Origin of the sequence: Burkholderia sp. MSMB1588, assembly GCF_001546925.1 — a bacterium.
In the GTDB taxonomy this organism is placed as follows: domain Bacteria; phylum Pseudomonadota; class Gammaproteobacteria; order Burkholderiales; family Burkholderiaceae; genus Burkholderia; species Burkholderia humptydooensis.
The window spans coordinates 1,463,928-1,487,230 of sequence record NZ_CM003770.1 but is presented as its reverse complement, the minus strand read 5'-3'; the positions used below and the strand labels follow the sequence as shown (position 1 = coordinate 1,487,230).

Genomic DNA, 23,303 nt, shown 5'->3' with positions numbered 1-23,303 from the left:
GGGTACGTATTCAGGCTACGGGAAATCGGGGAAACCGCGCGCGTCCGGCGTCGCGCGTCACGTCTTCGGCAAGCCCGGCGGGTTGGTTCGCGATGCGTCGATCGCTTCGGAGCCGAGGCTCCAGCGATCGAGCACGCGCCGGTACGCGCCGTTCCGGATGAAATCGTTGATCGCGAGCGTGAACGGCGCGGCGAGGCCGCTGCCCCTGCGCGTCGTGACCGCGAGGTCCGCCGTGCGCGGCCAGCCGCCGCTCACGGTGCCGACGAGCTTCGTCCGGCGCTGCTGCGCGGCCTGATACGCGAGCACCGAGTTCACGCTGAAGATCGCGTCCGCGCGGCCCGATTGCAGCGCGACGTTCTTCACCGCGTGATCGTCGTAATACTGGACCGTGACGGGCTTGAGCCCGTGCGCGACGTTCTCGCGGTCCCATTCGAGCAGGATCTTCTCCTGGTTCGTGCCGGCGTCGGTGATCACGCGCAGGCCCGCGACGTCCCTCGGCTCCTTGATCGACGCGATCTTGCTGTCGGACTTCACGTAGAAGCCGACCTGATCCTTGCGATACGTCGAGAAATCGAACTTCGCCTTGCGCTCCTCGGTCACGGTCACGTTCGACAGCACCGCGTCGACGCGCCCCGATTCGAGCGCGAGCGGCCAGTCGGCCCACGCGAGCGCGACGATCTTCAGCTTGCGGCCGAGGCTGTCGGCGAGCAGTTGCGCGAGATCGGCGTCGAAGCCGACGACGGTGTGCGCGTCGGTCGCATACGCGCTGATCGGCGGCTGGCTCGGCGCGATGCCGACCGTCAGCGTATCGGGCTCGGCGAACCTGAAGCCCGCGGGCAGCGCGCGGATCACCGCCTCGTCGCGCGCGCCGCGCACGCGTCCGGGCTGCTCGGGGCTCAGATCGAACGTGGCGGCGAACGCCGCCGCGCCGATGCCGGCCAGCACGGCCGCGACGACGGCGCGCGCGATCGGTCCGGCGAACGACTTCATGTAGGGTGATTTCATCGACGATTCCTGTTCTCGTTCGTGGCGAATGCGTGGTCGCGTTCGAGGCGACAGACGGGCCGCGGCGCGTCACTCGACCGGCGCGGCCGGCACGGGCGCGCGCAGGTCGTCGAGCGTGCCGACGCGGCCCGGCTCGATCAGATCCTTGCCGAACGGCAAATGCACGTAGATCTCCGGGTCGACGTCGCGATCGAACAGCGCCGCGTAGCCCGTGTCGAGATACAGCGCCCATGCTTCCGGCTGCCGGAAGCCCGTCGTCAGATAGACGCGCCGATAGCCCTGGCGCGCCGCGCGCAGCTCGAGCTCGCGGACCACGCGCCGCGCGAGCCCTTGCCGCCGCAGATCGGCGCGCGTCCAGATCCGCTTGAGCTCCGCCGTGTGCGCGTCGTATCGCTTGAAGGCTCCGCCGCCGATCGTCTCGCCGCCGCGGATCAGCAGGATGAACGCACCCTCCGGCGGCGCGAACAGCTCGGCCGGATAGCGCGCGAGCTCCGCTTGCGCCGAAGCACGGCTGTCGGGCCGATACGCGTGATAGCGCGTCGCGTATTCGTCGATCAGCGCGTCGATCAGGGGTTTCGCGCGCGCGTCGTGCGGCGCGGTATCGATAATGCTGTCGGTCATGGCGATGTCGTCGATGGCGAACGGTTGCGCACGGCCGGCGCGGCCGATACGACGGCCTGCCGCGGCGGCGCGCCCGTTCGATCTGCGGAATCCGGGCAGCGGGGCGCGGCATCGCTATCCGACGCGCACCCGCGTGATCCGATGCGCGCCTTTCGCGATGTCATCGCGCTACCGCTATTCATCACATTAGCGTTTCGACTCGCAAAGCCTAACCAAGCAATTTCGATATCGATATCGGCGGCGGCGTAGCAAGGATTTCGATGGAGCGGGCGGCGCGCGGTCAGGCCGGCGCGTCGTCTTCCGCGAGCTGGAACAGACAGTCGCCGCGCTGCACCTGCGCGGGCACGCGCTTGCAAACGACTTCGCCGTCGCTCGCGAAGCACTGCGTGACGGGCTCGCGCAGCGGCGTATCGGGAAAATGGATCAGCGCGGCCGGCTGCCCCGCGCGCACGCGCGCGCCGAGCTCGACGAGCGGCTCGTAGAGGCCCTTGTCGTATGCGTACACATAGTGATGCGCGCCGCTCACCCGCATGAAACGCGTCGTCGCGGGCGGGCTGTCCGGCACGAGCGGGCCGTGCAGCGCGCCGACGAAGCCGAGGAAATGCAGCAGGCCGCGACGGGCGTCGCGGATCAGCGCCGGGTCCGACATGCCGCCGCCGCCCAGCTCGGTCAGGATCGAGATCGCGCCCTGCCTGCGCGCGGCCGACGACGCGTGCACCGGATTCGGCGCATGCAGGAATGCGCGCGGCAGCCCGAACGCGGCGAGCAGCGCCCGCACGCGCGCGCGCTCGGCCGCGTCGCGCGGCTCGAGCGCGAGCATGTTGCCGCCTTGATAGACGAGCGAGCTGCCGCCCGAATGCAGATCGACCAGATACTGCGTGCGCGGCAGCAGCGTGTGCTCGATGTAGTCGGCGATCACGGCGGTCGGCGCGCCGGCCGGATCGCCGGGAAAGCTGCGGTTCAGATTGCCGCCGTCGATCGGCGACACGCGCGAGCCCGCGTCCGCCGCCGGGAAATTCGCCATCGGCAGGAAAATCAGTTGCCCGGCGACCTGCGCCGCGTCGATCTCCCGCACGGCTCGCGACACGACGATCTGGCCTTCGTACTCGTCGCCGTGGTTGCCCGCCATCACGAGCACGACGGGGCCGCTGCCGTTGCGGATCGACACGATCGGCACCGGAATCCATCCGTACGCCGAACGATGGACCGAGTGCGGCACGCGCAGATAGCCGGCGTGCTTGCCGTTCGCGTCGAGATCGACTTCGCTGCGGATCGGATTTCGGAAGCGGGAGGTGTCGGTCATGGTCGGCATCGGCCTGCGGCGGCCTGGGCATAACAAGGCGGTGAAAAGGAGCATACCGGCAATCGTCGGCGCTCGCTCGGTGGCGCGATGCGCGACCGAGCGGCGCCGCGCCGTCGATGCCGCCGGACGCTTCGAATGCCGTGCGGCGCGGTTTTCTGCTAATGTCGCCTTACGGCCGCGTTCGGCCGGCGCATGCGCGAGCCGCCGGGCACACGGTCGTTCGCGCGGCCCGCCTCCGGACGCACGCCACCGAAGCACCGATCCCTCGGGAGCCTGCGCATGACCACATATCGTTTCAACGTGTTCGGCAAGCAGATCCTGGTCGAGCGCGCGCAGGACCGCTGGGTGCCGTTCTACCCCGGCGCGGACGGCAAGCGCCGTCCCGCGCATTTCGTCATTCCGGATTTTCTCGAAGCCGACGAGCTCGGCCAGTATCTCGGCGATCTGTTCCATGAGAGCGCGACACCCGATAACGGCGACGTCGAGCGCCTCGATCTGCCGGAGCCCGACTGAACGGCGCCGCGTGGCGCCGCGCGCGGCAGCCGCAGCCGCAGCCGCAGCCGCTGCACGTCGTCGCCCTGCTTCGCCGGATTGAATAAACTTTTCTGATCAGGCGGCGTCCGACGCAAAAACGGCAAACGCCCCCGGCGCGCGATGCTCGCGCCCGTACGCGCAACCCATGAAATCCTTGATCCCGCAACAACGGCAAAAGCTCGTCCGTCACAACGTCAACTGGGCGCTCGATGCGTTCAAGCGCTTCTCCGCCGATCGCTGCGCCGCGATGGCGGCGAGCATCGCGTTCTATTCGGCGTTTTCGCTCGCGCCGACGCTCGTGATGGTGATCGCGGTCGCCGGCTGGTTCTTCGGCGCCGACGCCGCGCGCGGCGAGGTGTTCAGCCACGTGCACGAGCTGATCGGCAACGAGGCGGCGGCCGGCGTGCAGACGATCGTCGAGAACGCGCATCGCAGCGGCAGCCGCGGCGGCACCGCGGCGCTGATCTCGTTCGCGATGCTCGCGATCGGCGCGTCGGCGACGTTCGCATCGCTGAACACCGCGCTCAGCGTGATCTGGCCCGCGACCGAAACGCGCGCGTCGTCGGTGCTCGGTCTCGTGCGGGTGCGGCTGATCTCGTTCGGGCTCGTGCTCGGCGTCGCGTTCCTGCTGATCGTGTCGCTCGTGCTCGATACCGCGATCACGTTCATCGGCCGCTGGCTGTGGGGCGCGTCGCCATACGTCGCGATCGGCAACCTGCTGCAGTTCTCGATCGGCATCGCGGTGCTCGCGTTCGCATTCGGCACGCTGATGAAATTCCTGCCGGACGCGCGCGTGTCGAACCGCGACGCGATGACGGGCGGCATCGTCTCCGCCGTGCTGTTCTCGGCGGGCAAGAAGCTCTTCGCGCTGTATCTCGCGCACGCGGGCACCGCGAGCGCGTTCGGCGCCGCGGGATCGTTCGCGGTGCTGCTGATGTGGCTGTACTTCTCGGCCGCGGTGCTGCTGCTCGGCGCGGAATTCGCGGCGGCGCGCGGCGCGGCGCGCGCATCGAACGCGGCCGCGCCGCAAGCCGATGCGACGCCGGCGCGCGACAGCCCGCACGACTGACGCGCCCGGCGAGCGCATCAGGAAGCCGCCCGCGCCTTACGCCGGCCTTTCCGGTTGTTGCGCGCGAGCAAACATCCGGCTCGGCATGCCGCGTGTCAAGAGCGGAAAGGTGCAGGCGTGCGTCGAGCCGCATCACGTCGCGGCGTTCGTGCGCACGATTGTCGCCATGCTGGCCGGCCGTACATCCGCAAACGTTTGCACACACTGTTTTTGTTGCGTAACCCGCCCGAAAACCCTCCCCTCCGCGAGCAAGATACTTGTTCCCACAACAATCGCAACGCAGCAATCGGCCAGTGTTCCCCGAATCGAAATAGTCGTTTATGTGATTGATATAAAACGACTTTCCATCGCTGTCACCTTTTTGAGACACTTTATTTTTTTGGATTTCTTGCGTCTGGTGCAGTGCGCTATTCTCCAATCCGCAACAAATAACGACTCACTCGCGTGGAGAAATAACTCGATGAAGAAACTCGCTCTGTCTACCCTCTCGCTCGCGCTGCTGGGCGCAGCCGGTGCAGCCCAGGCTCAAAGCAGCGTCACGCTGTATGGCGTGATTGATACGTCGATCACTTATGTTCATGGTAACGATGGCAAGGCCAACAACGCATGGCTGATGGGCAGCGGCAATCTGCAAGGCAGCCGCTGGGGCCTGAAGGGCACCGAGGATCTCGGCGCCGGCCTGAAGGCGATCTTCCAGTTGGAAAACGGCTTCAGCTCGAATGACGGCACGCTCAGCCAGGGCAAGCGCATGTTCGGCCGCCAGGCGTTCGTCGGTCTGCAAAGCGATCAATACGGCACGGTGACGCTCGGCCGCCAGTACGATCCGCTCGTCGACCTGGTGCAGCCGGTCACGGCAGACAACTACTTCGGCAGCCTGTTCGCCACCCCTGGCGACGTCGACAACAACGACAACAGCCTGCGCGTGAACAACACGGTCAAGTACACGTCGCCTGTGTTCGCGGGCTTCCAGTTCGAAGCGCTGTATGGCTTCAGCGGCATTGCGGGTGCGGCGGGCCAAGGCCAGACGTGGTCGGCGGCGGCGGCGTACAACAACGGCCCGATCGGCGTCGCAGCCGGTTATTTCTACACGTCGAACCCGTCGCCGGCGAGCGGCGTGCGCACGACGTGGAGCGGTTCGTCCGACGCGATCTTCGACGGCGCGATCAACTCCGGCTACGCAAGCGCGAAGTCGATCGGCATCGCACAGGTGGCCGGCCAGTACGTGTTCGGCCCGGTTACGGTCGGCCTCGGCTACAGCAACGCGCAATACAAGCCGGACGGCTTCTCGGGCTTCTCGTCGACAGAGAAGTACAACACGGGCCGCGGCTTCGCGACGTACCAGGCCACGCCGGCACTGCTGCTCGGCCTCGGCTACGCGTACACGAAGGCGAGCGGCGACACGGACGCGAAGTACCACCAGGTGTCGATCGGCGCGGACTACGCACTGTCGAAGCGCACGGACGTCTACCTCGCGGGTGCTTACCAGCACGCGAGCGGCACGCAGCGCGTCGATGCGACGACGACGCAATCGGCGCAAGCATCGATCGGCTCGTACAGCGTCAACGGTACGAAGTCGCAAGAGATGGTCGCGCTGGGCCTGCGCCACAAGTTCTAAGCGCAGCCGCGACGCGCGGCTCGCCGGCGCCTTCGGGCGTCGCCGGCCGCAACCGCAAAGCCAGCCTGGCGCAGATGCGCCAGGCTGGCTTTTTTGTGATGCGTGCGCCGTGCGTGACGCGTGAATCGCGAGGCGGCGACCGATCGACGACATCGCGCGGGACGCCGCGCGCGGACCATGCGCGCGGAGCCGCATAGCGGGCGCTACGCGCGCTCCGAAGGCTTCGGCAACGCCTCTGCCCCGGGCCGGCCTGTTCGACGCGCCCAAGGCTCGGCAAGGACGAACGTCGTCGACGACTGGTCGATCGCTTCGGGGTCGTGCAGGAAGCATCGTCGACGCGCCGCACCGGCCTCCCGTTCATCCAGCATGACGCCGCTGCCTCAGCGAATGCGAATTTGAACGCCTGTGCCGGCGCATCAGTGCGTGCGCCCTCTCAAAATGAACCCGCACCTTCATGCGGCGAGTCATCGATCGCCGTGCGGCTGCCGCGGCCGCTCGCTCGAACGTCAGCGACTCCGCGCGCATCGCGTATCGCGCGGTGACATCTCGTCGCACCGCAACCGCATCGGTCCATCGTTCGACGGCAAACGAGAAACGTACATCTCACTACGTTGCCGCGAGCATTCCCGATCGACGCTCGTCATCACGCCACGCGCCTTGCGTTCGCAACCGCACGCTGCGCTCCGCCCGCGCGCGGACAAAAAAATCCCCGCGCGCTCGCGCACGCGGGGATTTTTTCGGACTGTCGCAGCTACCGGACGATTCCGGCAAACCACACGCCGTCCTTACGCTGCCGCATCCTTCAGCTTCTTCAGCGCGCGAGCCTTCACGCGCACGCTGGCCGGCTTCGCCGGGAACCAGCGCTCTTCGCCCGTGAACGGGTCCTTGCCGAAGCGCTTCTTCTTCGCCGGCACGGCTTGCGCCGTGATCTTCAGCAGACCCGGCAGCGTGAACTCGCCTGCGCCCTTCTTGTGGACCGAGCCCAGCACGACGTTCTCGAGTGCCGCGAGCACTGCCTTGACAGCCTTCACTTCGATGGCTGCGCGCTCGGCGATGTGCGTCGCGAGCGAAGCCTTCGTGAACTTGTCCTTGAGCGGCGTCGGAGCGGCGGGTGCCTTCGCGACAGCCTTCTTCGCCACTACTTTCTTCGCGGGCGCTGCTTTTTTGGCAGCCACTTTCTTGGCCGGTGCGGCAGCCTTCTTAGCCACCTTTTTTGCGGAAGTCGCCATGTTTCTCCTACCAGGTGTGGTCGTTGGATACACGAAGCGCGCGACATGCGAGCTTCAACGCCGGATTCTACAAGCGCCGCGCCGCTTCGTGCAGCACTTTTATGCGTTATCCGCGGGTTTCCCGCAGGTTTTGTTGCGCGCCGCTGACTACGGATGTCGTTTCGGCCCGCGCGCGCAGCGGTTTTTACGTCGCATATCGAATCGCCCGAGCGAATTATGTTCGACATTTGCATTCCTATACTGTCCGTCGGCATCGCATCGCTTGGGACCTGGAATGCGCGCAGTCAAACACGTGAGAGGGCTCGACGGCCTGCGCGCCGTCGCCGTCACACTCGTCTTCCTGTCGCACCGCGCGCACTTCGGCGCGGTCGACGTCGGCCAGATCGGCGTCTGGACGTTCTTCCTCATCAGCGGCTTCCTGATCGTCGGCGAGCTGCACCGCAGCCGGCTCGCGATCGAACGCGGCACGTCGTGCCGCCGCTACGCGTTCTGGCTGTTCGCGGGCAAGCGCGCGCTGCGCATCCTGCCCGTCTACTACCTGCTGCTCGCCGCGATCGCGATCGCGCATCGCCATCTCTATCAGCACGACGTCGATCTCGGGCTGCGCTGGCACGCGGTGTTTCTATCGGACTATTGGATCGGCGTCGTCAAGGAAGGCTGGCCGGGCAGCACGTCGCACTTCTGGAGCCTCGCCGTCGAGCAGCAGTTCTACCTGATCGCGCCGATCGTGCTGCTCGCCACCCGCGCATCGCGCCATCTCGCGATTTGTGCCGCGACCGTCGCGCTCGCCGCCGCCGCGCATCTGCTGCTCTATCTGCAGCACGCGTCGCCCGTGCTCATTTACGCGTTTTCGCCGTGGAATTTCGCATTGATCGCGCTCGGCGGCATCGGCGCAATCCTGCGCAGCGGCGGCGCGGCGGCGCCCGAAGGCGTCGCGGGCGCGCTGATGCCGTGGATCGGCGCGGCGGGCGCCGCGTTCTGCGCGACGCTCGCGCTATGGGCCGCACCGCTTTCCGCGACGGCGGGCGGCGTCGCGGACATCGGCCTTGGCGTGTCGATCGCCATCCTGCTGTTCTGGATCGTGAGCCGTCCCGAACATCCGGCCGTCTCGCTGCTCGAGCGGGCGCCGCTCGCGTACCTCGGCACGATCAGCTACGGGTTCTATCTGTTCCACAACCTGATTCCCGAGCGCATCGGCGTGATGCCGGGCCTCTACGAACGGCTGCGCGTTCCGCCCGCGCTGCAGGAACTGCTGCCCGAAATCCTGCAATTCCTGCTCGCGGTGCTGCTCGCGCATCTGTCGTGGCAGTACCTGGAAAAGCGCGTGCTCGACTACAAGAAGCCGCTCGACGCCGCGCTGCGCCGCCGGTTCGCGCCGAGCGAACGTCCGGCCGCGCGCTGACCGGCGCGCCGGAGCATGGGCGCGTGCCGCGGCGAGCGCCTTCCCGCCTCGCTCCGCTCCGTCCGGATACAAAAATGCCCCGGCTCGCGAGAACCGGGGCCAACGGAACAACCACCACACACCTTGGACGTCAAAAGACAGGGATGCTAAGCGACCGCGGCGAGCACCGGCAGGCAGTTGCGCAGGTACGCCTCGAATTCGCGGCCCACTTCCGGATGCTGGAGCGCGAGCTCGACCGTCGCCTTCAGATAGCCGAGCTTGCTGCCGCAGTCGAAGCGGGTGCCGTAGTAGCGGTACGCGAGCACCTGCTCCTCGGTCAGCAGCGACTGCACCGCGTCCGTCAGTTGCAGCTCGCCGCCCGCGCCCGGCTTGATCTTGCGCAGATGCTCGAAGATGCTCGGCATCAGCACGTAGCGCCCGACGACGCCGAGATTCGACGGCGCATGCTCGGGCGCCGGCTTCTCGATGATGCCCGACAGCTTGATGATGTCCTCTTCCCACTCGCGGCCCTCGACGACGCCGTACGAGCGACTGTCCTCGCGCTCGATCGTCTCGACGCCGATCACCGAGCTGTGATAGTGGTTGAAGACATCGACGAGCTGCTTGAGCACCGGCTGGTCGCCGTGCAGCAGATCGTCGGCGAGGATCACCGCGAACGGCTCGCCGTGCACGAGCTTCTCCGCGCAGAGCACCGCGTGGCCCAGGCCGAGCGCGGCCGGCTGGCGCACGTAGAAGCAGTCGACGTGGCTCGGCTTGATGCCGCGCACGAGCTCGAGCAGCTTTTCCTTGCCGCGCGCCTCGAGCTCGGATTCGATCTCGAACGATTTGTCGAAGTGATCTTCGATCGCGCGCTTGCTGCGGCCCGTCACGAAGATCATCTCGGTGATGCCCGCATTGATCGCCTCTTCGACCGCATACTGGATCAGCGGCTTGTCGACGACGGGCAGCATTTCCTTCGGACTCGCCTTGGTGGCGGGCAAAAACCGTGTGCCGAGACCGGCAACGGGGAACACGGCTTTGGTGACTTTCAACATGATCGCATCCCGAAAGTGTTGACGATTGGCCGGACGTCAAATGTCGGGGGCGCACGCCGGGCGCGGCTGCGCTCGACGGACGGTGCGCATCGGCATTCGACGCGCCGGCAACCCATCAATCTGAATAAAGATCCGCTCGCTCCGGCGCTGCTCTCATTAATATGAAAGAGTTGTCCGGATATAAGCATATTCGGATAATCGCCGCGAAGTCGGTCGATCTTGCCGACCCGCCGGGTGCTTCGCGACAATTTACCGATTCGATCCGGCGCGTTCAATTATTCGAATTCCTCCGAATACGGCGCGCCGCCGCGACCGAAGCCGAAACGGTTGATCGGCTCGTTCTTCAATGCGTCCCGATAGGCCGACAGAACGGCCATCACGAGCAATACGGCGCCGCTTGCAATCCAATGCATGTCCATCGCGCACTCCTTCCTTCAATCGACATGGGATCTCAAGCTATCAGAAAAAAATCGATAAATAATTTGCCGCCATGCCGCAACGTGAGAACCGTTACGAACGGATACGTTTAATTACATCTATTCAATAGGCGATTTTTTTATTCTCCCGTCCGGATTTCTTGCGGATTACGATCGAATGGCGCCTTTTGCGCCTTTCTCATTGCAAGGAACCGGATCGCATGAATGCTTCGAGCATGGCGTCGGGTGCGCGGCCGAACGCCACCGACCACAAGGAACACCTGATCGACGCGCTGCGCGGCTTCGCCGCGCTGCTTGTCGCGTACTTCCACTGCCGGCAGGTCGCGTGGGTGGGAATGCAGCACTTCCATCGGACGTATGGCCATTCGCTCGACCCGAGCGCGATCGCCGGCTACCTGACGTTTCCGTTCGCATGGGGCTCGGCCGGCGTGCCGATCTTCTTCGTGATCAGCGGCTATTGCATCCATCGCAACGCGGCGCTCAAGCTCGCCGCCGATCCGTCATACCGGCTCAACGCGCCGAACTTCTGGGCGCGCCGCTTCGCGCGCATCTACCCGGTGCTGCTCGCCGCGCTCGTCGCGACGCTCGTGTTCGATTCGATCAGCCTGCAGTTCGAGCCCGTCAGCCACAAGATCCGCGACATCGGGCTCACGTCGTTCGTCGTCAACCTGCTGTCGCTGCAGGGCGTCGCGGGCTACACGTACGGCTCGAACGGCGCGCTGTGGACGCTGTCGCTCGAAGTGCAGTTCTACGCGATCTATCCGCTCCTCTTCGCGGCGCGACGCCGCTTCGGGATGCTGCCCGTCGTCGTCGCGATCGCGCTCGTCAACGTCGTGTCGGCCTGGCTGCTCGAACGGCACGATCTGCAATTCTTCACGTCGTACTGGCTGTCTTGGACGGTCGGCGCGTGGATCGCCGACGTCCGCGCGCAACGCGACGCGCACGCTGCGCCGGCGCCTTCGCGGCTCTGGTATGCGGCCGCGGCGGCCGGCGTCGCGCTCGGCTGCGTCGCGTTCCATTTCGGGCAGTATGGCGCGTTTCAGCTATGGGCAGCCGGCTTCGCATGCTATCTGTACGCGGCGCTCGCGCGGCCCGTGTCCGCGTCCGTGCCGATGCGGGCGCTGTCGTGGTTCGGCGACTTCAGCTATTCGCTGTACCTGATCCACCTGCCGTTCTTCGTGTGCCTGGCGTCGGTGCTGTACCGCTCGGAGCTGCAGTTGTCGATCTGGCCGTCGTTCGCGTTCATCGCGGCCGTCGTCCCCGTCGCGTACCTGTTCTACCGGATGTTCGAGCTGCCGGCGATGCGCTGGTCGGCGAGCCTGAAGCCGAAGCGGGCCGTGGCGGCGGCCGCGCAGCGGCAGATGCCCGTCTGACGGGCAATGCGCGCGGCTCACGGCGCGCGAGCCGGCTGCGTGCAGTCGCCCTCTTGAAACCGGCAGGACAGCCAATCGAGCCGGATCGCCCGCCACGGCACGAATCCATGCAGCCGACGCTCGCTTCATCCTCCGTCAGATCGCGCATTGGCACGGCGGCGTCGCGACGAACGGCTTAACGTGGTGTTGCCGCAAGCGCGCAACCCGCTGCGGATCTCACGTGGATTCGGATATCGGCCGACAGCGCGTCTTGTCCGGACGTCGACGAAACAACCGGAAATGAACGGCCGCATGTGTGCATCGGGCGCGGCGTTCGGCAACGTGAACGAACACGCAACAATCCGGGCATCCGGTCGCCGATATCGCCGGCCGCGAAGTCACTCCCGCAGCCGCTCGCCGCGCCCGCGCTCACGACAAAACCGGTTTCACCGCCGCCGCGCAGTCTCGACGAGAATCCGCTCGACCTGCTCGACGTAGGTCTGCGTGCCGAACCGGTTCACCGCGGTGTCGTAGCCGTTCGCGACGAGCCGCTCGCAGAGCACCGCGTCGGTGCGCAGCGCGGCGAGCGCGTCGGCGAGCGCATGCGCGTCGCCGGGCTCGCGGAGCAGGCCGTTCACGTCGTCGTCGATGATCTCGACGACGCCGCCCGCCCGCGCCGCGACGACGGGCCGCTTCGCGAGCATCCCTTCGACGATCACGCGGCCGAACGGCTCCGGCGTGATCGACGTGTGCGCGACGACATCGACCGCCTTCATGCAAGCGGCGACGTCGCGCTGAAAGCCGAGGAAATGCACGCGCTCGCCAAGCCCGTGCAGTGCGACGAAGCCGCGCAGCTCGGCCGCGTACTCGTCCTCGCCGAAGAGCGGCGCGCCGACGAGCGCGACGTGCATGTCCGGATAGAGCCGCGCCGCCTCGAGCAGCACGTGCTGCCCTTTCCAGTGCGCAAGCCGGCTGAACGAGCCGACGATCCACGCATCGGCGGGCAGCCCGAAGCGCACGCGCAGCGCGGCCTGGCGGACCGGTTCCAGCGCGACGAAGGGCTCGGCCGAAATGCCGTTGAAGACGACCTGCACCGCGCGCCGCTCGAAGCCCGTCAATTCGAGAAACGCCCGCGCGGACGCGTCCGAGTTCGCGATCACGCGCGTCACGCCGAGCCGCGCGCATTGCTTGATCGCGAGCCGCTGCTTCGGGCCGAAGTGCGCTTCGCTCACGATGTCGCGCAGATGCCAGACCACCGGCTTGCGCGCGAGCCGCCCGGCGAGCGCGCCCACCACCATCGCGCGCTGCGTGTTCGCGTAGATCACGTCGGCGTCGCGCGCGCGACGCGCGACTTCGCGCACGAGCGCGAGCAGGCTGCCCGCCGCGCGCAGCGACACGCCGCCCTGCTTGTGCACGCCCGCGAGCGCGCGCTGGCCGACGACGTCGACCCGCGCGCCCGCTTCGTCGAGCGCCGCGCGAAACGGCCCGTCGTCGAACAGCACGACGTCGGCCGAATCGCGCAGATGCTTCATGATCTCGAGCAGCGACAGCTCGGCGCCGCCCAGCACGCCGCTCTGATCGAGCACGAGCGCCTTCAGGCCGCGCGCCGCGAGCGACGCGCGGCCGGCCGGCTGCGCCGCGCCCGCCAGCTTCGCGCGCGCCTGCGCGTTCGGCAGCAGCGCGTCGATCTGCGCGACGAAGCGCCGCCGGAAATGCGCGGCGGAGAACCGCTCGGCGTTCGCGCGGCAATCCTCCGGCTTGAAGCGCGCCGGCGCGCGCTCGAAATCGTCGACCGCGGCGACGATCGCCCGCGCGCTCTGCTCGTCGAAGAACACGCCGGTCGGCCGCTCGTGCGACGCCGCGTCGCGCACCGTCTCGAGCGCGCCGCCCTTGCCGAATGCGATCACGGGCGTGCCGCATGCCTGCGCCTCGACGACCGAGATCCCGAAATCCTCCTCGGCCGCGAACACGAACGCCTTCGCGCGGCGCATCCGGTCCTGCAACACCGAAAACGGCTGATAGCCCATGATCTCGACGTTCGGCGCGGCCTTTGCGCGGATCTTGCGCATGTCCGGCCCGTCGCCGATCACGACGAGCCGGCGCTCCGGCATCTGCGCGAACGCGTCGACGATCAGGTCGATCTTCTTGTACGGCACCATCCGCGACGCGGTCAGATAGAAGTCTTCCTTCTTCATCGACAGCGTGAACGCGTCGACGTCGACGGGCGGAAACACGATCGCCGCGTCGCGCTGATAGACCTTGTGGATGCGCCGCGCGATGAACGCCGAGTTCGCGACGAAACGGTCGACCGAATTCGACGTGCGCACGTCCCAGTTGCGGATGTAATGCAGGATCAGCCGCGCGAGCGCCGATTTGACGCCGCGCGTGAGCTGCGATTGTTCGAGGTACTGATGCTGGAGATCCCACGCGTAGCGGATCGGCGAATGCACGTAGCTCACGTGCACCTGGTCCGGCCCGGTCAGGATGCCCTTCGCGACCGCGTGGCTGCTCGAAATCACGAGATCGTACGCGGATACGTCGAGCTGCTCGATCGCGAGCGGCATCAGCGGCAGGTAGCTGCGGTACTTCGTGCGCGCGTACGGCAGCTTCTGGATGAACGACGTCGTGACCGGCTTGCCGCGCAGGAACGTGCGGTCGTCGAGGAAATCGACGAGGCCGAACAGGTCCGCGTCCGGAAAGCACGCGACGATCTGCTCGAGCACGCGCTCGGCGCCCGCGTAGGTGACGAGCCAGTCGTGGACGACCGCGACGCGCAGCGGCCGCGCCGCATCGCGCGCGCGATGCGCGGGGGGCGGCGCATCGGTGATGCGCGCGTCGCGCGCGGCGCGCTCGACGTCCTGAAACGTCGCGGCGCGCTGCAACGGATGTTCTGCAAGATCGCGATTCATACGCTCTTCCTCGGGTTCAGACGCACGAGCACGCTGCGCGCGAGCGCGCGCATGCCGGGCGTCATCGTGATCGACCAGCCGACATTCAGCGCGACCGCGGCCGCGCACGCGGCGATCGCGGCGGCGAGTCCCGGCAGCGCATGCGCGACGTACAGGCTCGCGAGCAGGAACGCGAGGTGTGCGAACATGTCGAGCGCGATCGCGCGCATCCGGATCGCGGACAGATACAGCAGCACGCCGTAATCGACGAGCGCGCGCGCCGCGACGACCACCGCCGCGCCGATCAGCCCGAAATGATGGATGCCGACCCACAGCGCGCCGACGAAGAACGGCATCTGCACGAGGCCCGCGGCCGCCGCGCGCGCGGGGTTCACCTGCGACTGGATCAGGATGCGCGTGACGCTCGCCTGGCCGACGAGCCACACGCTGATCACGAGCACGCGCCCGACGGGCGCCGACAGCTCCGCGAGATCCCGGCCGACCCACAGCGTGAGAAACGGCCCGAGCGCGAAGACCGCGGCGATCGCGATCGGCGTGAACACGCCGTTCAGGAATTCGAGCGACTGCTTGACGAGCGTGTCCGCGTGATCGCGGCCGACGGCCGACAGCCGCGGGAACAGCGTGCGCACGAGCGCGTTCGGCAGCATGTTCAGGCGCGTGACGAGGTTCTGCGGCACCGTGTAATACGTGACGTACTTCGCGCCGAGCCCGGCGCCGAGCATCACGCGATCGAGCGTGTCGGCGATCATGCCCGTCATGCTCGCGATCAGCATCCAGCCGCCGAAGTTGAAGAGCCCCTTCGCGGTGCCGAGCTGCGGCGGCTCGATCCTGCGGATGCCGAGCACCTTCATGCTGGCCGCGCCGAGCATCACCGCCGCGATGAGGCGCGCGCCCACCGCGGCCGCGAGCACGACCTGCAGCGTCGGCGCGACGAGCCACGCGGCGAAGAGCGGCATCAACTGGAACAGGAACGTGCCGATCGTCTGGTTCGTGTTGAACACGCCGAAACGCTCGGCGCCGTTGATCGCGCCCGCGAACACCCATGACACGTTCGCGAGCGGAATCGCGAGCGCGAGCCACGGCAGCGCGAGATACACCTCGTGCTGCAGCTCGGCCGACACCTTCGTGAAGTACGCCGTGTACATGAACGCGCCGAAGTAGATCAGCAGGCCGCCCGCGACGCCCGTGGCCAGGTTCAGCCAGAACGCGCTCCAGAACACGCGCGCGCTCTCTTTCGCGTCGCCGCCCGCGAGCGCCTTCGAGATGTGGTTCTGCGCGGCCATGCTCATCCCGAGATCGAGAATCCCGAAATAGCCGATCAGCGTCCACACGAGGCTCACGACGCCGTAACGCTCGACGCCGAGCGCCTTGATGTACGCGGGCACCGTCACGAGCGACACGAAGGTCGGCAGGATCAATCCGAAGAAATTGATCGCGACGTTCTTCAGCATGCCTTTATCCATGGTCGCGCCGCCCCGCTCCGTTCGCGCCCGCCGTCGCTCCCGCGCCGGTCATTGCGGCCTCCATCGATACATCATCACCTTGCCGCGCGCGTCCTCCTCGACGAAGATCAGGTACTCGCCGTTCTCGCGCCGGTACGCGCTGATCCCGAACGGCACGTCGACCCAGCCGGACGCGCGCCCGACCTCCGGCCCCGGCTTGATCACGCCGAGCTCGCGGCCGTTGTCCTTGTCGTACACGTGCACCGTGCCGACCGGCTCGACGCCGAACAGATAGCGCCCCTCGAGCGTCAGCCCGATCAGCGTGAAGATCGGCTTCGCGTCGAGCTGCCACGGCAGCGAAACCTGATAGCGCACGACGGGGGAGCCGCTCGACCACTTGTCGAAACGCACGAGCACGCGCCCCACCTCCTTCGACAGGCCGCCGACGCGCGCCGCGTCGGCCGTGTAGCCCGTCACGTACAGCGTGTCCGCGGACGCGTCGTACAGCGCGCGGCGCAGCTCGGTGAACGGCGCGGGCGTCGGGTAGGTCGTCAGCTTGTCGTACGAGTAGATCGGGTTGCCGGCCTTGTCGAGCCCGCCGAAGCGAAAGCGCCGGATGCCGCGCGTGTCGCTCGTGCGCCAGATGTCGCCGTTCGTGTCGACCCACCAGCCCCAGCCGCCCGCCATGCCCTTGCCGGTCGTGTTCAGCTCGAATTCGCCTTCGTCGAAGCGGCCGTTTCCGTTCGCGTCGCGCCAGATCCAGTCGCCGCCCGGAGGCCGGTTCGGCACCTTGTCGACGGGCCGCGCGCGCCCCGCGAGCAGCCCCGACGGAATCGCCGTCTCGCCGTCGCGCTTCGGATCGAAGCGATAGATCTTCAGATGATCGGCGTACATGTCGGTCAGGTACAGGAACGTGCGGCCCGCGACCTTGCGCGCGAACGGCATTCCCGGCCATTGATCGGTGTTGAACACCGGATCGTCCGGATACTTGAAGCGATTCGACAGGAATCCCGCATATTTCCATTCCTTGCCCACGGGCTTCGACAGATCGAGCTCGAAGCGCTTGTTGCCGGTGTAGACGCTGTTCGGCCGGCCCGGATCGATCCACGCGCCGTCGACGAACAACAGGCCCTGCACCTGCCAGCGCAGCCGGCCGTCGGGCGCATAGCTCTCGAGCGTGCTGCCGAGCCCCGCGCCGATCGTGCCGTGACGCGGGCCGATGCCGTTCGTCGCCACATACACATTGCCCGCGCGATCGACGCCGACGCCCGTCAGCCCGTTGAAGCGCTGCGGCCCCGGCCGGCCCGCGTAGCCCGAGAAGATGCCGCCGCGCTCGCCGAGCGCGCCGCTCATCGCGTAGCCGCCTTCGGCCGATTTCGAGAAGATCAGGATCTGCTGGCGCGCGCCGTTGTCGGCGACGAGCACGCGGCCCTTCGCGTCGGTCGCGACGTCGACGGCGTCGACGCCCGACGGCAGCTCGGGCGCGTCGTCGATCGCGCGGCCGTCGGGCCGCACGTGCGCGAGCTTCGCCGGCCCGTTGCGCGTGTCGGTCAACAACCACAGCGTGCCGTCGGCCGCGAGCGCGATCCGGCCCGGCTCGCGCGCGCTCCACGCGCCTTTCTTCTGCATCGTCTGCGCGTCGTACACGTTGACGGTGTCGTGCAGCGGATCGGTCGCGTACAGTGCGCTGTCGTTCGCGGCGAGCCCGGCGACTTCCGCGTGCGTGTCGGTCGGCACGTCGTTGACCATCAGGAAGCTCGCCGCGAGCTTCGCGCGCGCGTCGCCCGCCTTCGCGCTGCGAAACGGCGCGGCCTCTTTCACATCGCCGATCTCGCGGCGCGAGATGCCGTACCACTGCCGGCCCTTGTCCGGCCAGATGCCCGGCGCGACGAGCCGGCCCTTCTCGTTGCCGACCGCGATCGCGACGTACGCATAACGGCTGTTCACCGCGATCGCGCTGCCGCCCGCGTTGCCCCAGCCGTGCGTGCCGCCCGCGAAGCCGAGCATCTTGCCGTCCTGATAGACGCTCGCCTCCGCGCCGCTCTCGTCCCACGGCGCGTTCGTATACACCTTGCCGTCGGGCGTGACCGCGATCGCGCGAATGTCGATCTGCGTCCACGTGCCGTCGCCGTAGCCATAGGTATTGCCGATCCACGACGTCGTCGCGGGCAGCACGTTCTCCGCTCGCGCGGCGCCCGCGAGCGTCGCCGCCGCGCACACCGCCACTCCCATTCGCATCAAACGTCGCAAGACGCTTCTCCCTTCGACCGTGACGAGACGCCGGCGCGCCCGGCCACCAGCGAGCCCGACGCGCGAAACGCTCGTGAGTTTGCGACGCATGCATGCATCGCAAAATAGGTTTCAAACGATGCGAAGCAGGTTACAAGCAAAAATATTCACAAGAAATTTGGAAATATTTGCGGATATTTCGACGCGCAAGAATGTATCGAATGATCAAATCGAATCGTTTCGCATGGCCGCGCGCCGGCAAGAACGACCGGCGGCACCCGCGCGGACGCGTAGAAAATGCCGCGCCGCAGCATGCGCGGCCAAGGCGATCGGGGTCGAATGCCGCGCCGAATTCGCTCGCCGCGCCCCGTGAATGCGGCCGCCGCGCCGCTTGCGGAAAAAATCGAACGAATCTCGGCGCGTTTTTTTGCCGATTTCTTTTCCCTAGAATCGATTTCGACTCGATCTTTCATTTATTTCAGCGGATGCACAACGATTCGGAGCGAGCGCGCAGAAAGCGCAATGCGCGGCCGGCGCCGGATCGTCGTCGTTCGCCCCCGTGCCCGATGACTCGCGATACGCTCGTTGCCCAGCCCGCCCACGCCGGCCGCATCGTCCAGCTCGATGGCCTGCGCGCGCTCGCCGTGCTCGCGGTGTTCTTCCAGCATGCGCTGAAGGCCCCGCTGTGGATCGGCGTCGACCTCTTCTTCGTGCTGAGCGGCCTGCTCATCACCGGCATCCTGCTCGAGCGCAAGGCGCGCGGCGCGTCGTACTTCGGCTATTTCTACGCGCGCCGCGTGCGCCGCATCCTGCCGCCGTATCTGCTGCTGCTCGTCGTGTCGTCGATCCTGTTCGGCGTCGAATGGGCGAGGTACTGGCCTTGGTATGCGTTCTTCTCGACGAATATCGGGCTGTCGCTCGGCAGCATCGGGCACGACAGCCTGAACGTGCTGTGGTCGCTCGCCGTCGAGGAGCAGTTCTACATCTTCTGGCCGTTCGTCGTGCTGCTCGTTCCGGCGCGCGCGCTCGCGTGGGTCGCGGCCGCGCTGATCGTCGCGGCGCCGCTTCTGCGCGCGCTCGCGACGCCGTGGTTCGATTCGTTCTGGCCGATCTACTACCTGACGCCGTTCCGGATGGACCTGCTCGCCGCGGGCGCGCTCCTCGCCGTCGCGCTGCGCCGCGACCGGCGCGCGCTCGAGCCGTACTACGGCGCGGCGATCGCGGCCGCCTGCGCGGCGCTCGCGGTGCTCGCGTGGCTGCATTTGTCGTTCCCGCGCTTTCGCGCGGCAAACACGCCCCTCTCCAATGCGACGCTCTACAGCGTGTCGCTCGTGCTGTGCACGTCGATCGTCGTGATCGCGCTGCGCGGGCGCGGCCTCGTGCAGCGCGTGCTGACGAATCCCGCGCTCGTCTATGTCGGCACCGTCAGCTACACGATCTATCTCGTCCACCTGAGCGTGCTGTACGCGCTCTGGCCGCTGCATCTGAACCGCTACCTGACGGCCGCGCTCGCGTTCGCCATCACGCTCGGGTACGCGAGCGCGAGCTGGTACGGCTTCGAGCGGCGCCTGACGCGCGGCGCGCCCCGGCCGGCGCTCGCGGGCGCCGCGCGCGCATCCGCATGATCCGATTCACTCCATCGTTCGATTAGGAAACCGCAATGACCCAAGCACGCAAGGCGATCATCACCGGGATAACGGGCCAGGACGGCGCTTATCTGACGAAGCTTCTGCTCGACAAGGGCTACGAAGTCGTCGGCACGTATCGCCGCACGAGCTCGGTGAACTTCTGGCGCATCGCCGAACTCGGCGTCGACAAGCATCCGAACTTGACGCTCGTCGAGCACGACCTGACCGATCTCGGCTCGAGCCTGCGCCTCATCGAACGCACGCAGCCGGACGAGCTGTACAACCTCGCCGCGCAGAGCTTCGTCGGCGTATCGTTCGACCAGCCGGCGACGACGGCCGAAGTCACGGGCCTCGGCGCGCTGAACCTGCTCGAGGCGATCCGCATCGTGAACCCGAAGACCCGCTACTACCAGGCGTCGACCTCGGAGATGTTCGGCAAGGTGCAGGCGATTCCGCAAACCGAGAGCACGCCGTTCTATCCGCGCAGCCCATACGGCGTCGCGAAGCTGTTCGCGCACTGGACGACGGTCAACTATCGCGAGTCGTACGGCATCTTCGGCTCGAGCGGGATCCTGTTCAATCACGAATCGCCGCTGCGCGGGCGCGAGTTCGTCACGCGCAAGATCACCGACACCGTCGCGAAGATCAAGCTCGGCAAGGCGAACCGGCTCGAGCTCGGCAACATGGATGCGAAGCGCGACTGGGGCTTCGCGCTCGAGTACGTCGAAGGGATGTGGCGAATGCTGCAGGTGGACAGGCCCGATACCTACGTGCTCGCGACGAACCGCACCGAGACGGTCCGCGATTTCGTGCGGATGGCGTTCGCGGCGGCCGGCTACCAGCTCGAATGGAGCGGCAAGGCCGAGGACGAGCGCGGCATCGACACGGCGACGGGCAACGTGCTCGTGTCGGTGAATCCGAAGTTCTACCGCCCTGCCGAAGTCGATCTGCTGATCGGTTGCGCGGACAAGGCGAAGGACAAGCTCGGCTGGGCCCCGAAGACGACGCTCGAGGAACTGTGCCGGATGATGGTCGAAGCCGACATCACGCGCAACCGCCACCATGAGACCTTCTGAGCCCGGCGCGCGGCGCGCGCTCGTCACCGGCATCGCGGGCTTCACCGGCCGCCATCTCGCCGCGCGCCTCGAAGCCGACGGCTACGACGTGTGGGGCACGGTCGCGCCCGACACCGACGCGCCGGACGACCCGCTGCTGCGGCGCTGGCGCTGCGTGAAGGCGGATCTGCTCGACGTCGACTCGCTGCACGCGGCGGTCGCCGACGCACGGCCGCACGCGGTCGTGCACCTCGCCGCGCGCGCGCACGTCGCGCACGGCGATCCGCAGGACACGTACCTCGTCAACGTGGTCGGCACGCGCAACCTGCTCGCGTCGCTCGCGGGCCTCGACGCGAGCCCGGACGCGGTGCTGCTCGCGAGCAGCGCGAACGTCTACGGCAACGCGCCGATCGAAGTGCTCGACGAATCGGCGCCGCCGCGGCCCGCGAACGACTACGCGGTCAGCAAGCTCGCGATGGAATACATGGCGAAGCTCTGGCTCGACCGCCTGCCGATCGTGATCGCGCGGCCGTTCAACTATACGGGCGTCGGCCAGAGCGACGCGTATCTGCTGCCGAAGCTCGTCGCGCATTACGCGCGCGGCGAGCCGCGGATCTCGCTCGGCAATCTCGACGTGAGCCGCGATTTCTCCGACGTGCGCGACGTCGTCGACGCCTACGCGCGGCTCGTCGATGCCGCGCCCGCGGGCGAGACGTTCAACGTGTGCGCGGAGCGCGGCCATGCGTTGAAGGAAGTGCTGGCGATGCTCGCGCGGATCGCGGGCTACGTGATCGACGTGAGCGTCGATCCGCGTTTCGTGCGCGCAAACGAGGTGAAGAAGCTGGTCGGCTCGCGGCAGAAGCTGCGCGGCGTGATCGGCGACGCGCGCCGCACGCCGCTCGACGAGACGCTGCGCTGGATGTACGGCGACATGCGCGCGGCGCTCGCCGCGCGCGCGGGTCAGCCGGCGAGCTGAGCGTCGATGCTCTTCGCGAGCGGCGACGGCGTGTCGCCCGTGTGCAGCGTCGTGACGGTCTCGATCAGCGCGATCCCGCACTCCGCATCGGCGACCGGGTTGTGCATCGTGTTCTTCGGCACGATGCAGAAGTCGCCGGCGTTCAGCACGACGTCGTCGCGCCCCTCGAATTGAATGCGCAAGCTGCCGTAGACGACGTAGAACATCTCGTCCTCGTCAGCCCGCGAACCCGCCCGCGAGCCCGCGCGCGAGATCGTCGCGGATGTCCGCCGGAGCCTCGAGTCCGACCGCGAGCCGGATCAGCCCTTCGGTGATCCCCGCCGCCTCGCGCGCCTCAGGCGCGATCCGGCTGTGCGTCGTCGTCGCCGGATGCGTGATCGTCGTGCGCGTGTCGCCGAGGTTCGCGGTGATCGACACGATCTTCGTGCCGTCGATCACGCGCCACGCGTTCGCGCGCTGCTGCTCCGGCGTGTCGCCCTTCAGCTCGAACGACACGACCGAGCCGCCCGACTTCTGCTGACGCTTCGCGAGCGCATGCTGCGGGTGCGATTCGAGCCCCGGATAGAACACGCGCTTGACGGCCGGATGCGCTTCGAGCCAGCGGGCGATCTCGAGCGCGTTCTCCGATTGCCGGTTCACGCGCAGCGACAGCGTCTCCATCCCCTTGAGCAGCACCCACGCGTTGAACGCGGACAGCGTCGGCCCCGCGGTGCGCACGAACGGGAACACCTTCTCCATGATGAACGCCTTCGAGCCGACGAGCGCGCCGCCGAGCACGCGGCCCTGGCCGTCGAGGAACTTGGTCGCCGAGTGCATCACGACGTCCGCGCCGAGCTTGAGCGGCTGCTGCAGCACCGGGCTGCAGAAACAGTTGTCGACGACGAAGAGCGCGTTCGCGGCCTTCGCGATCTTGCCGATCGCCTCGATGTCGGCGAGCTCCGTCATCGGGTTCGACGGCGTCTCGAGGAAGAACATCTTCGTCTCGGGGCGCACGGCGGCGCGCCATGCGTCGAGATCGGCCGGATCGACGAACGTCGTCGTGATCCCGAACTTCGCGAAGATCTGGCCGAACAGCCCGAGCGTCGAGCCGAACAGGCTGCGCGAGCTGACGAGGTGGTCGCCCGCCTGCAACGCGGCCATCACGACCGACGTGATCGCCGCCATCCCGGACGCGGTCGCGATGCACGCCTCGCCGCCCTCGAGCGCCGCGAGGCGGTCCTGGAACATCGTGACGGTCGGGTTCGTGAAGCGCGAGTACGTGTAATAGTCTTCCGAATGCTTGAAGCGCTCGGCCGCCTCGGCCGCGCTCGCGTAGCAGAAGCTCGACGTCAGGAAGAGCACTTCCGAATGCTCGTTGAATTCGCTGCGCAGCGTGCCCGAGCGGACGGCGAGCGTGTCGAAGTTGAGAGAGTCGTCCATGTTCCGTTCATCCGTTTTCAAGCGCATCGCCGCCATGCGCACCG

The 23,303-nt window shown here is 67.4% G+C and carries 20 protein-coding genes and 1 pseudogene; 8 read left to right on the top strand and 13 right to left on the bottom strand.

The genetic code is table 11. The annotated features are described in order from the left end of the window. Positions 1-57: 57 nt before the first annotated feature. The 3 genes from WS92_RS05940 to WS92_RS05925 form a co-directional block, all read right to left on the bottom strand. Positions 58-1,005 (bottom strand): ABC transporter substrate-binding protein, encoded by a 948-nt coding sequence (locus WS92_RS05940; protein WP_043283085.1) that lies wholly within the window; start codon positions 1,003-1,005, stop codon positions 58-60. A gap of 69 nt (positions 1,006-1,074) precedes the next feature. Then, positions 1,075-1,626 (bottom strand): GNAT family N-acetyltransferase, encoded by a 552-nt coding sequence (locus tag WS92_RS05935; RefSeq protein ID WP_015603462.1) that lies wholly within the window; start codon positions 1,624-1,626, stop codon positions 1,075-1,077. Positions 1,627-1,906: 280 nt separating this feature from the next. After that, positions 1,907-2,929: a succinylglutamate desuccinylase/aspartoacylase family protein gene (locus tag WS92_RS05925; RefSeq protein WP_059931986.1), complete on the bottom strand. Its 1,023-nt coding sequence runs from the start codon at positions 2,927-2,929 to the stop codon at positions 1,907-1,909. Between the two features lie 279 nt (positions 2,930-3,208). Between WS92_RS05925 and WS92_RS05920 the strand changes: the two genes are divergently transcribed. The 3 genes from WS92_RS05920 to WS92_RS05910 all read left to right on the top strand — a co-directional run bounded on the left by WS92_RS05920 (position 3,209) and on the right by WS92_RS05910 (position 6,147). Continuing rightward, positions 3,209-3,442, top strand: coding sequence for a DUF7661 family protein (locus tag WS92_RS05920; protein WP_015603502.1), 234 nt, complete (start codon positions 3,209-3,211; stop codon positions 3,440-3,442). Positions 3,443-3,608: 166 nt separating this feature from the next. Continuing rightward, on the top strand, positions 3,609-4,532 hold the full coding sequence (locus tag WS92_RS05915) for a YihY/virulence factor BrkB family protein (RefSeq protein ID WP_015604112.1): 924 nt from the start codon (positions 3,609-3,611) through the stop codon (positions 4,530-4,532). A 460-nt stretch (positions 4,533-4,992) separates the two neighbouring features. Then, positions 4,993-6,147: a porin gene (locus WS92_RS05910; RefSeq protein WP_059931959.1), complete on the top strand. Its 1,155-nt coding sequence runs from the start codon at positions 4,993-4,995 to the stop codon at positions 6,145-6,147. A 785-nt stretch (positions 6,148-6,932) separates the two neighbouring features. On the opposite strand, the gene WS92_RS05905 is transcribed toward WS92_RS05910, so the two are convergent. Further along, positions 6,933-7,376, bottom strand: coding sequence for an HU family DNA-binding protein (locus WS92_RS05905; RefSeq protein ID WP_015603490.1), 444 nt, complete (start codon positions 7,374-7,376; stop codon positions 6,933-6,935). A 274-nt stretch (positions 7,377-7,650) separates the two neighbouring features. Here WS92_RS05905 and WS92_RS05900 point away from each other — a divergent pair, with 274 nt between their 5' ends. Continuing rightward, on the top strand, positions 7,651-8,778 hold the full coding sequence (locus WS92_RS05900) for an acyltransferase family protein (RefSeq protein ID WP_059931957.1): 1,128 nt from the start codon (positions 7,651-7,653) through the stop codon (positions 8,776-8,778). 146 nt (positions 8,779-8,924) lie between these two features. Here the strand turns inward: WS92_RS05900 and galU are convergent, their stop codons facing one another. Genes galU through WS92_RS35575 form a run of 3 tightly spaced genes read right to left on the bottom strand, consistent with a single transcriptional unit; the run spans position 8,925 to position 10,231 of the window. Further along, entirely contained in the window at positions 8,925-9,812 is an 888-nt protein-coding gene (gene galU / locus WS92_RS05895; RefSeq protein WP_009915639.1) for a UTP--glucose-1-phosphate uridylyltransferase GalU, read from the bottom strand. Then, complete coding sequence (locus WS92_RS37115) at positions 9,806-10,087, bottom strand: hypothetical protein (protein WP_331457919.1); 282 nt, start codon at positions 10,085-10,087, stop codon at positions 9,806-9,808. Before WS92_RS37115 ends, galU begins: the two co-directional genes overlap by 7 nt. Next, complete coding sequence (locus WS92_RS35575; RefSeq protein WP_009915643.1) at positions 10,088-10,231, bottom strand: hypothetical protein; 144 nt, start codon at positions 10,229-10,231, stop codon at positions 10,088-10,090. It abuts the gene before it with no gap. A 218-nt stretch (positions 10,232-10,449) separates the two neighbouring features. Between WS92_RS35575 and WS92_RS05885 the strand changes: the two genes are divergently transcribed. Next, positions 10,450-11,622 (top strand): acyltransferase family protein, encoded by a 1,173-nt coding sequence (locus WS92_RS05885; protein ID WP_059931955.1) that lies wholly within the window; start codon positions 10,450-10,452, stop codon positions 11,620-11,622. Between the two features lie 425 nt (positions 11,623-12,047). Here the strand turns inward: WS92_RS05885 and WS92_RS05880 are convergent, their stop codons facing one another. The 4 genes from WS92_RS05880 to WS92_RS35570 form a co-directional block, all read right to left on the bottom strand. Further along, positions 12,048-14,510 carry a glycosyltransferase family 4 protein gene (locus WS92_RS05880; RefSeq protein ID WP_059931952.1) on the bottom strand — a complete coding sequence of 821 codons (2,463 nt, stop codon included), beginning with the start codon at positions 14,508-14,510 and terminating at the stop codon, positions 12,048-12,050. Then, positions 14,507-15,973 (bottom strand): oligosaccharide flippase family protein, encoded by a 1,467-nt coding sequence (locus tag WS92_RS05875; protein ID WP_006028637.1) that lies wholly within the window; start codon positions 15,971-15,973, stop codon positions 14,507-14,509. The genes WS92_RS05880 and WS92_RS05875 overlap by 4 nt, the downstream gene beginning before the upstream one ends. Positions 15,974-16,021: 48 nt before the next feature. After that, positions 16,022-18,184, bottom strand: a complete 2,163-nt coding sequence (locus tag WS92_RS05870; protein WP_061083812.1) for an NHL repeat-containing protein — start codon at positions 18,182-18,184, stop codon at positions 16,022-16,024. Positions 18,185-18,348: 164 nt separating this feature from the next. Further along, entirely contained in the window at positions 18,349-18,654 is a 306-nt protein-coding gene (locus tag WS92_RS35570; protein WP_156436736.1) for a hypothetical protein, read from the bottom strand. 93 nt (positions 18,655-18,747) lie between these two features. On the opposite strand from WS92_RS35570, the gene WS92_RS05865 reads away from it, so the two are divergent. The 3 genes from WS92_RS05865 to WS92_RS05855 are packed head-to-tail and all read left to right on the top strand — an operon-like array spanning position 18,748 to position 21,840. Further along, positions 18,748-19,806, top strand: coding sequence for an acyltransferase family protein (locus tag WS92_RS05865; protein WP_059931949.1), 1,059 nt, complete (start codon positions 18,748-18,750; stop codon positions 19,804-19,806). A 35-nt stretch (positions 19,807-19,841) separates the two neighbouring features. Further along, entirely contained in the window at positions 19,842-20,885 is a 1,044-nt protein-coding gene (gene gmd / locus WS92_RS05860) for a GDP-mannose 4,6-dehydratase (RefSeq protein ID WP_006028634.1), read from the top strand. After that, on the top strand, positions 20,872-21,840 hold the full coding sequence (locus WS92_RS05855) for an NAD-dependent epimerase/dehydratase family protein (protein WP_059931947.1): 969 nt from the start codon (positions 20,872-20,874) through the stop codon (positions 21,838-21,840). Before gmd ends, WS92_RS05855 begins: the two co-directional genes overlap by 14 nt. Here WS92_RS05855 and WS92_RS05850 read toward each other — a convergent pair. Together WS92_RS05850 and WS92_RS05845 are read right to left on the bottom strand one after the other, a co-directional pair. Next, a pseudogene (locus WS92_RS05850) lies at positions 21,825-22,061 on the bottom strand (cupin domain-containing protein); the annotation flags it as partial. The gene WS92_RS05855 and the pseudogene WS92_RS05850 sit on opposite strands and share 16 nt — an antisense overlap. Beyond that, positions 22,057-23,259, bottom strand: a complete 1,203-nt coding sequence (locus WS92_RS05845; RefSeq protein ID WP_059931984.1) for an O-succinylhomoserine sulfhydrylase — start codon at positions 23,257-23,259, stop codon at positions 22,057-22,059. The gene WS92_RS05845 and the pseudogene WS92_RS05850, both read right to left, overlap by 5 nt. Positions 23,260-23,303 lie beyond the last annotated feature (44 nt).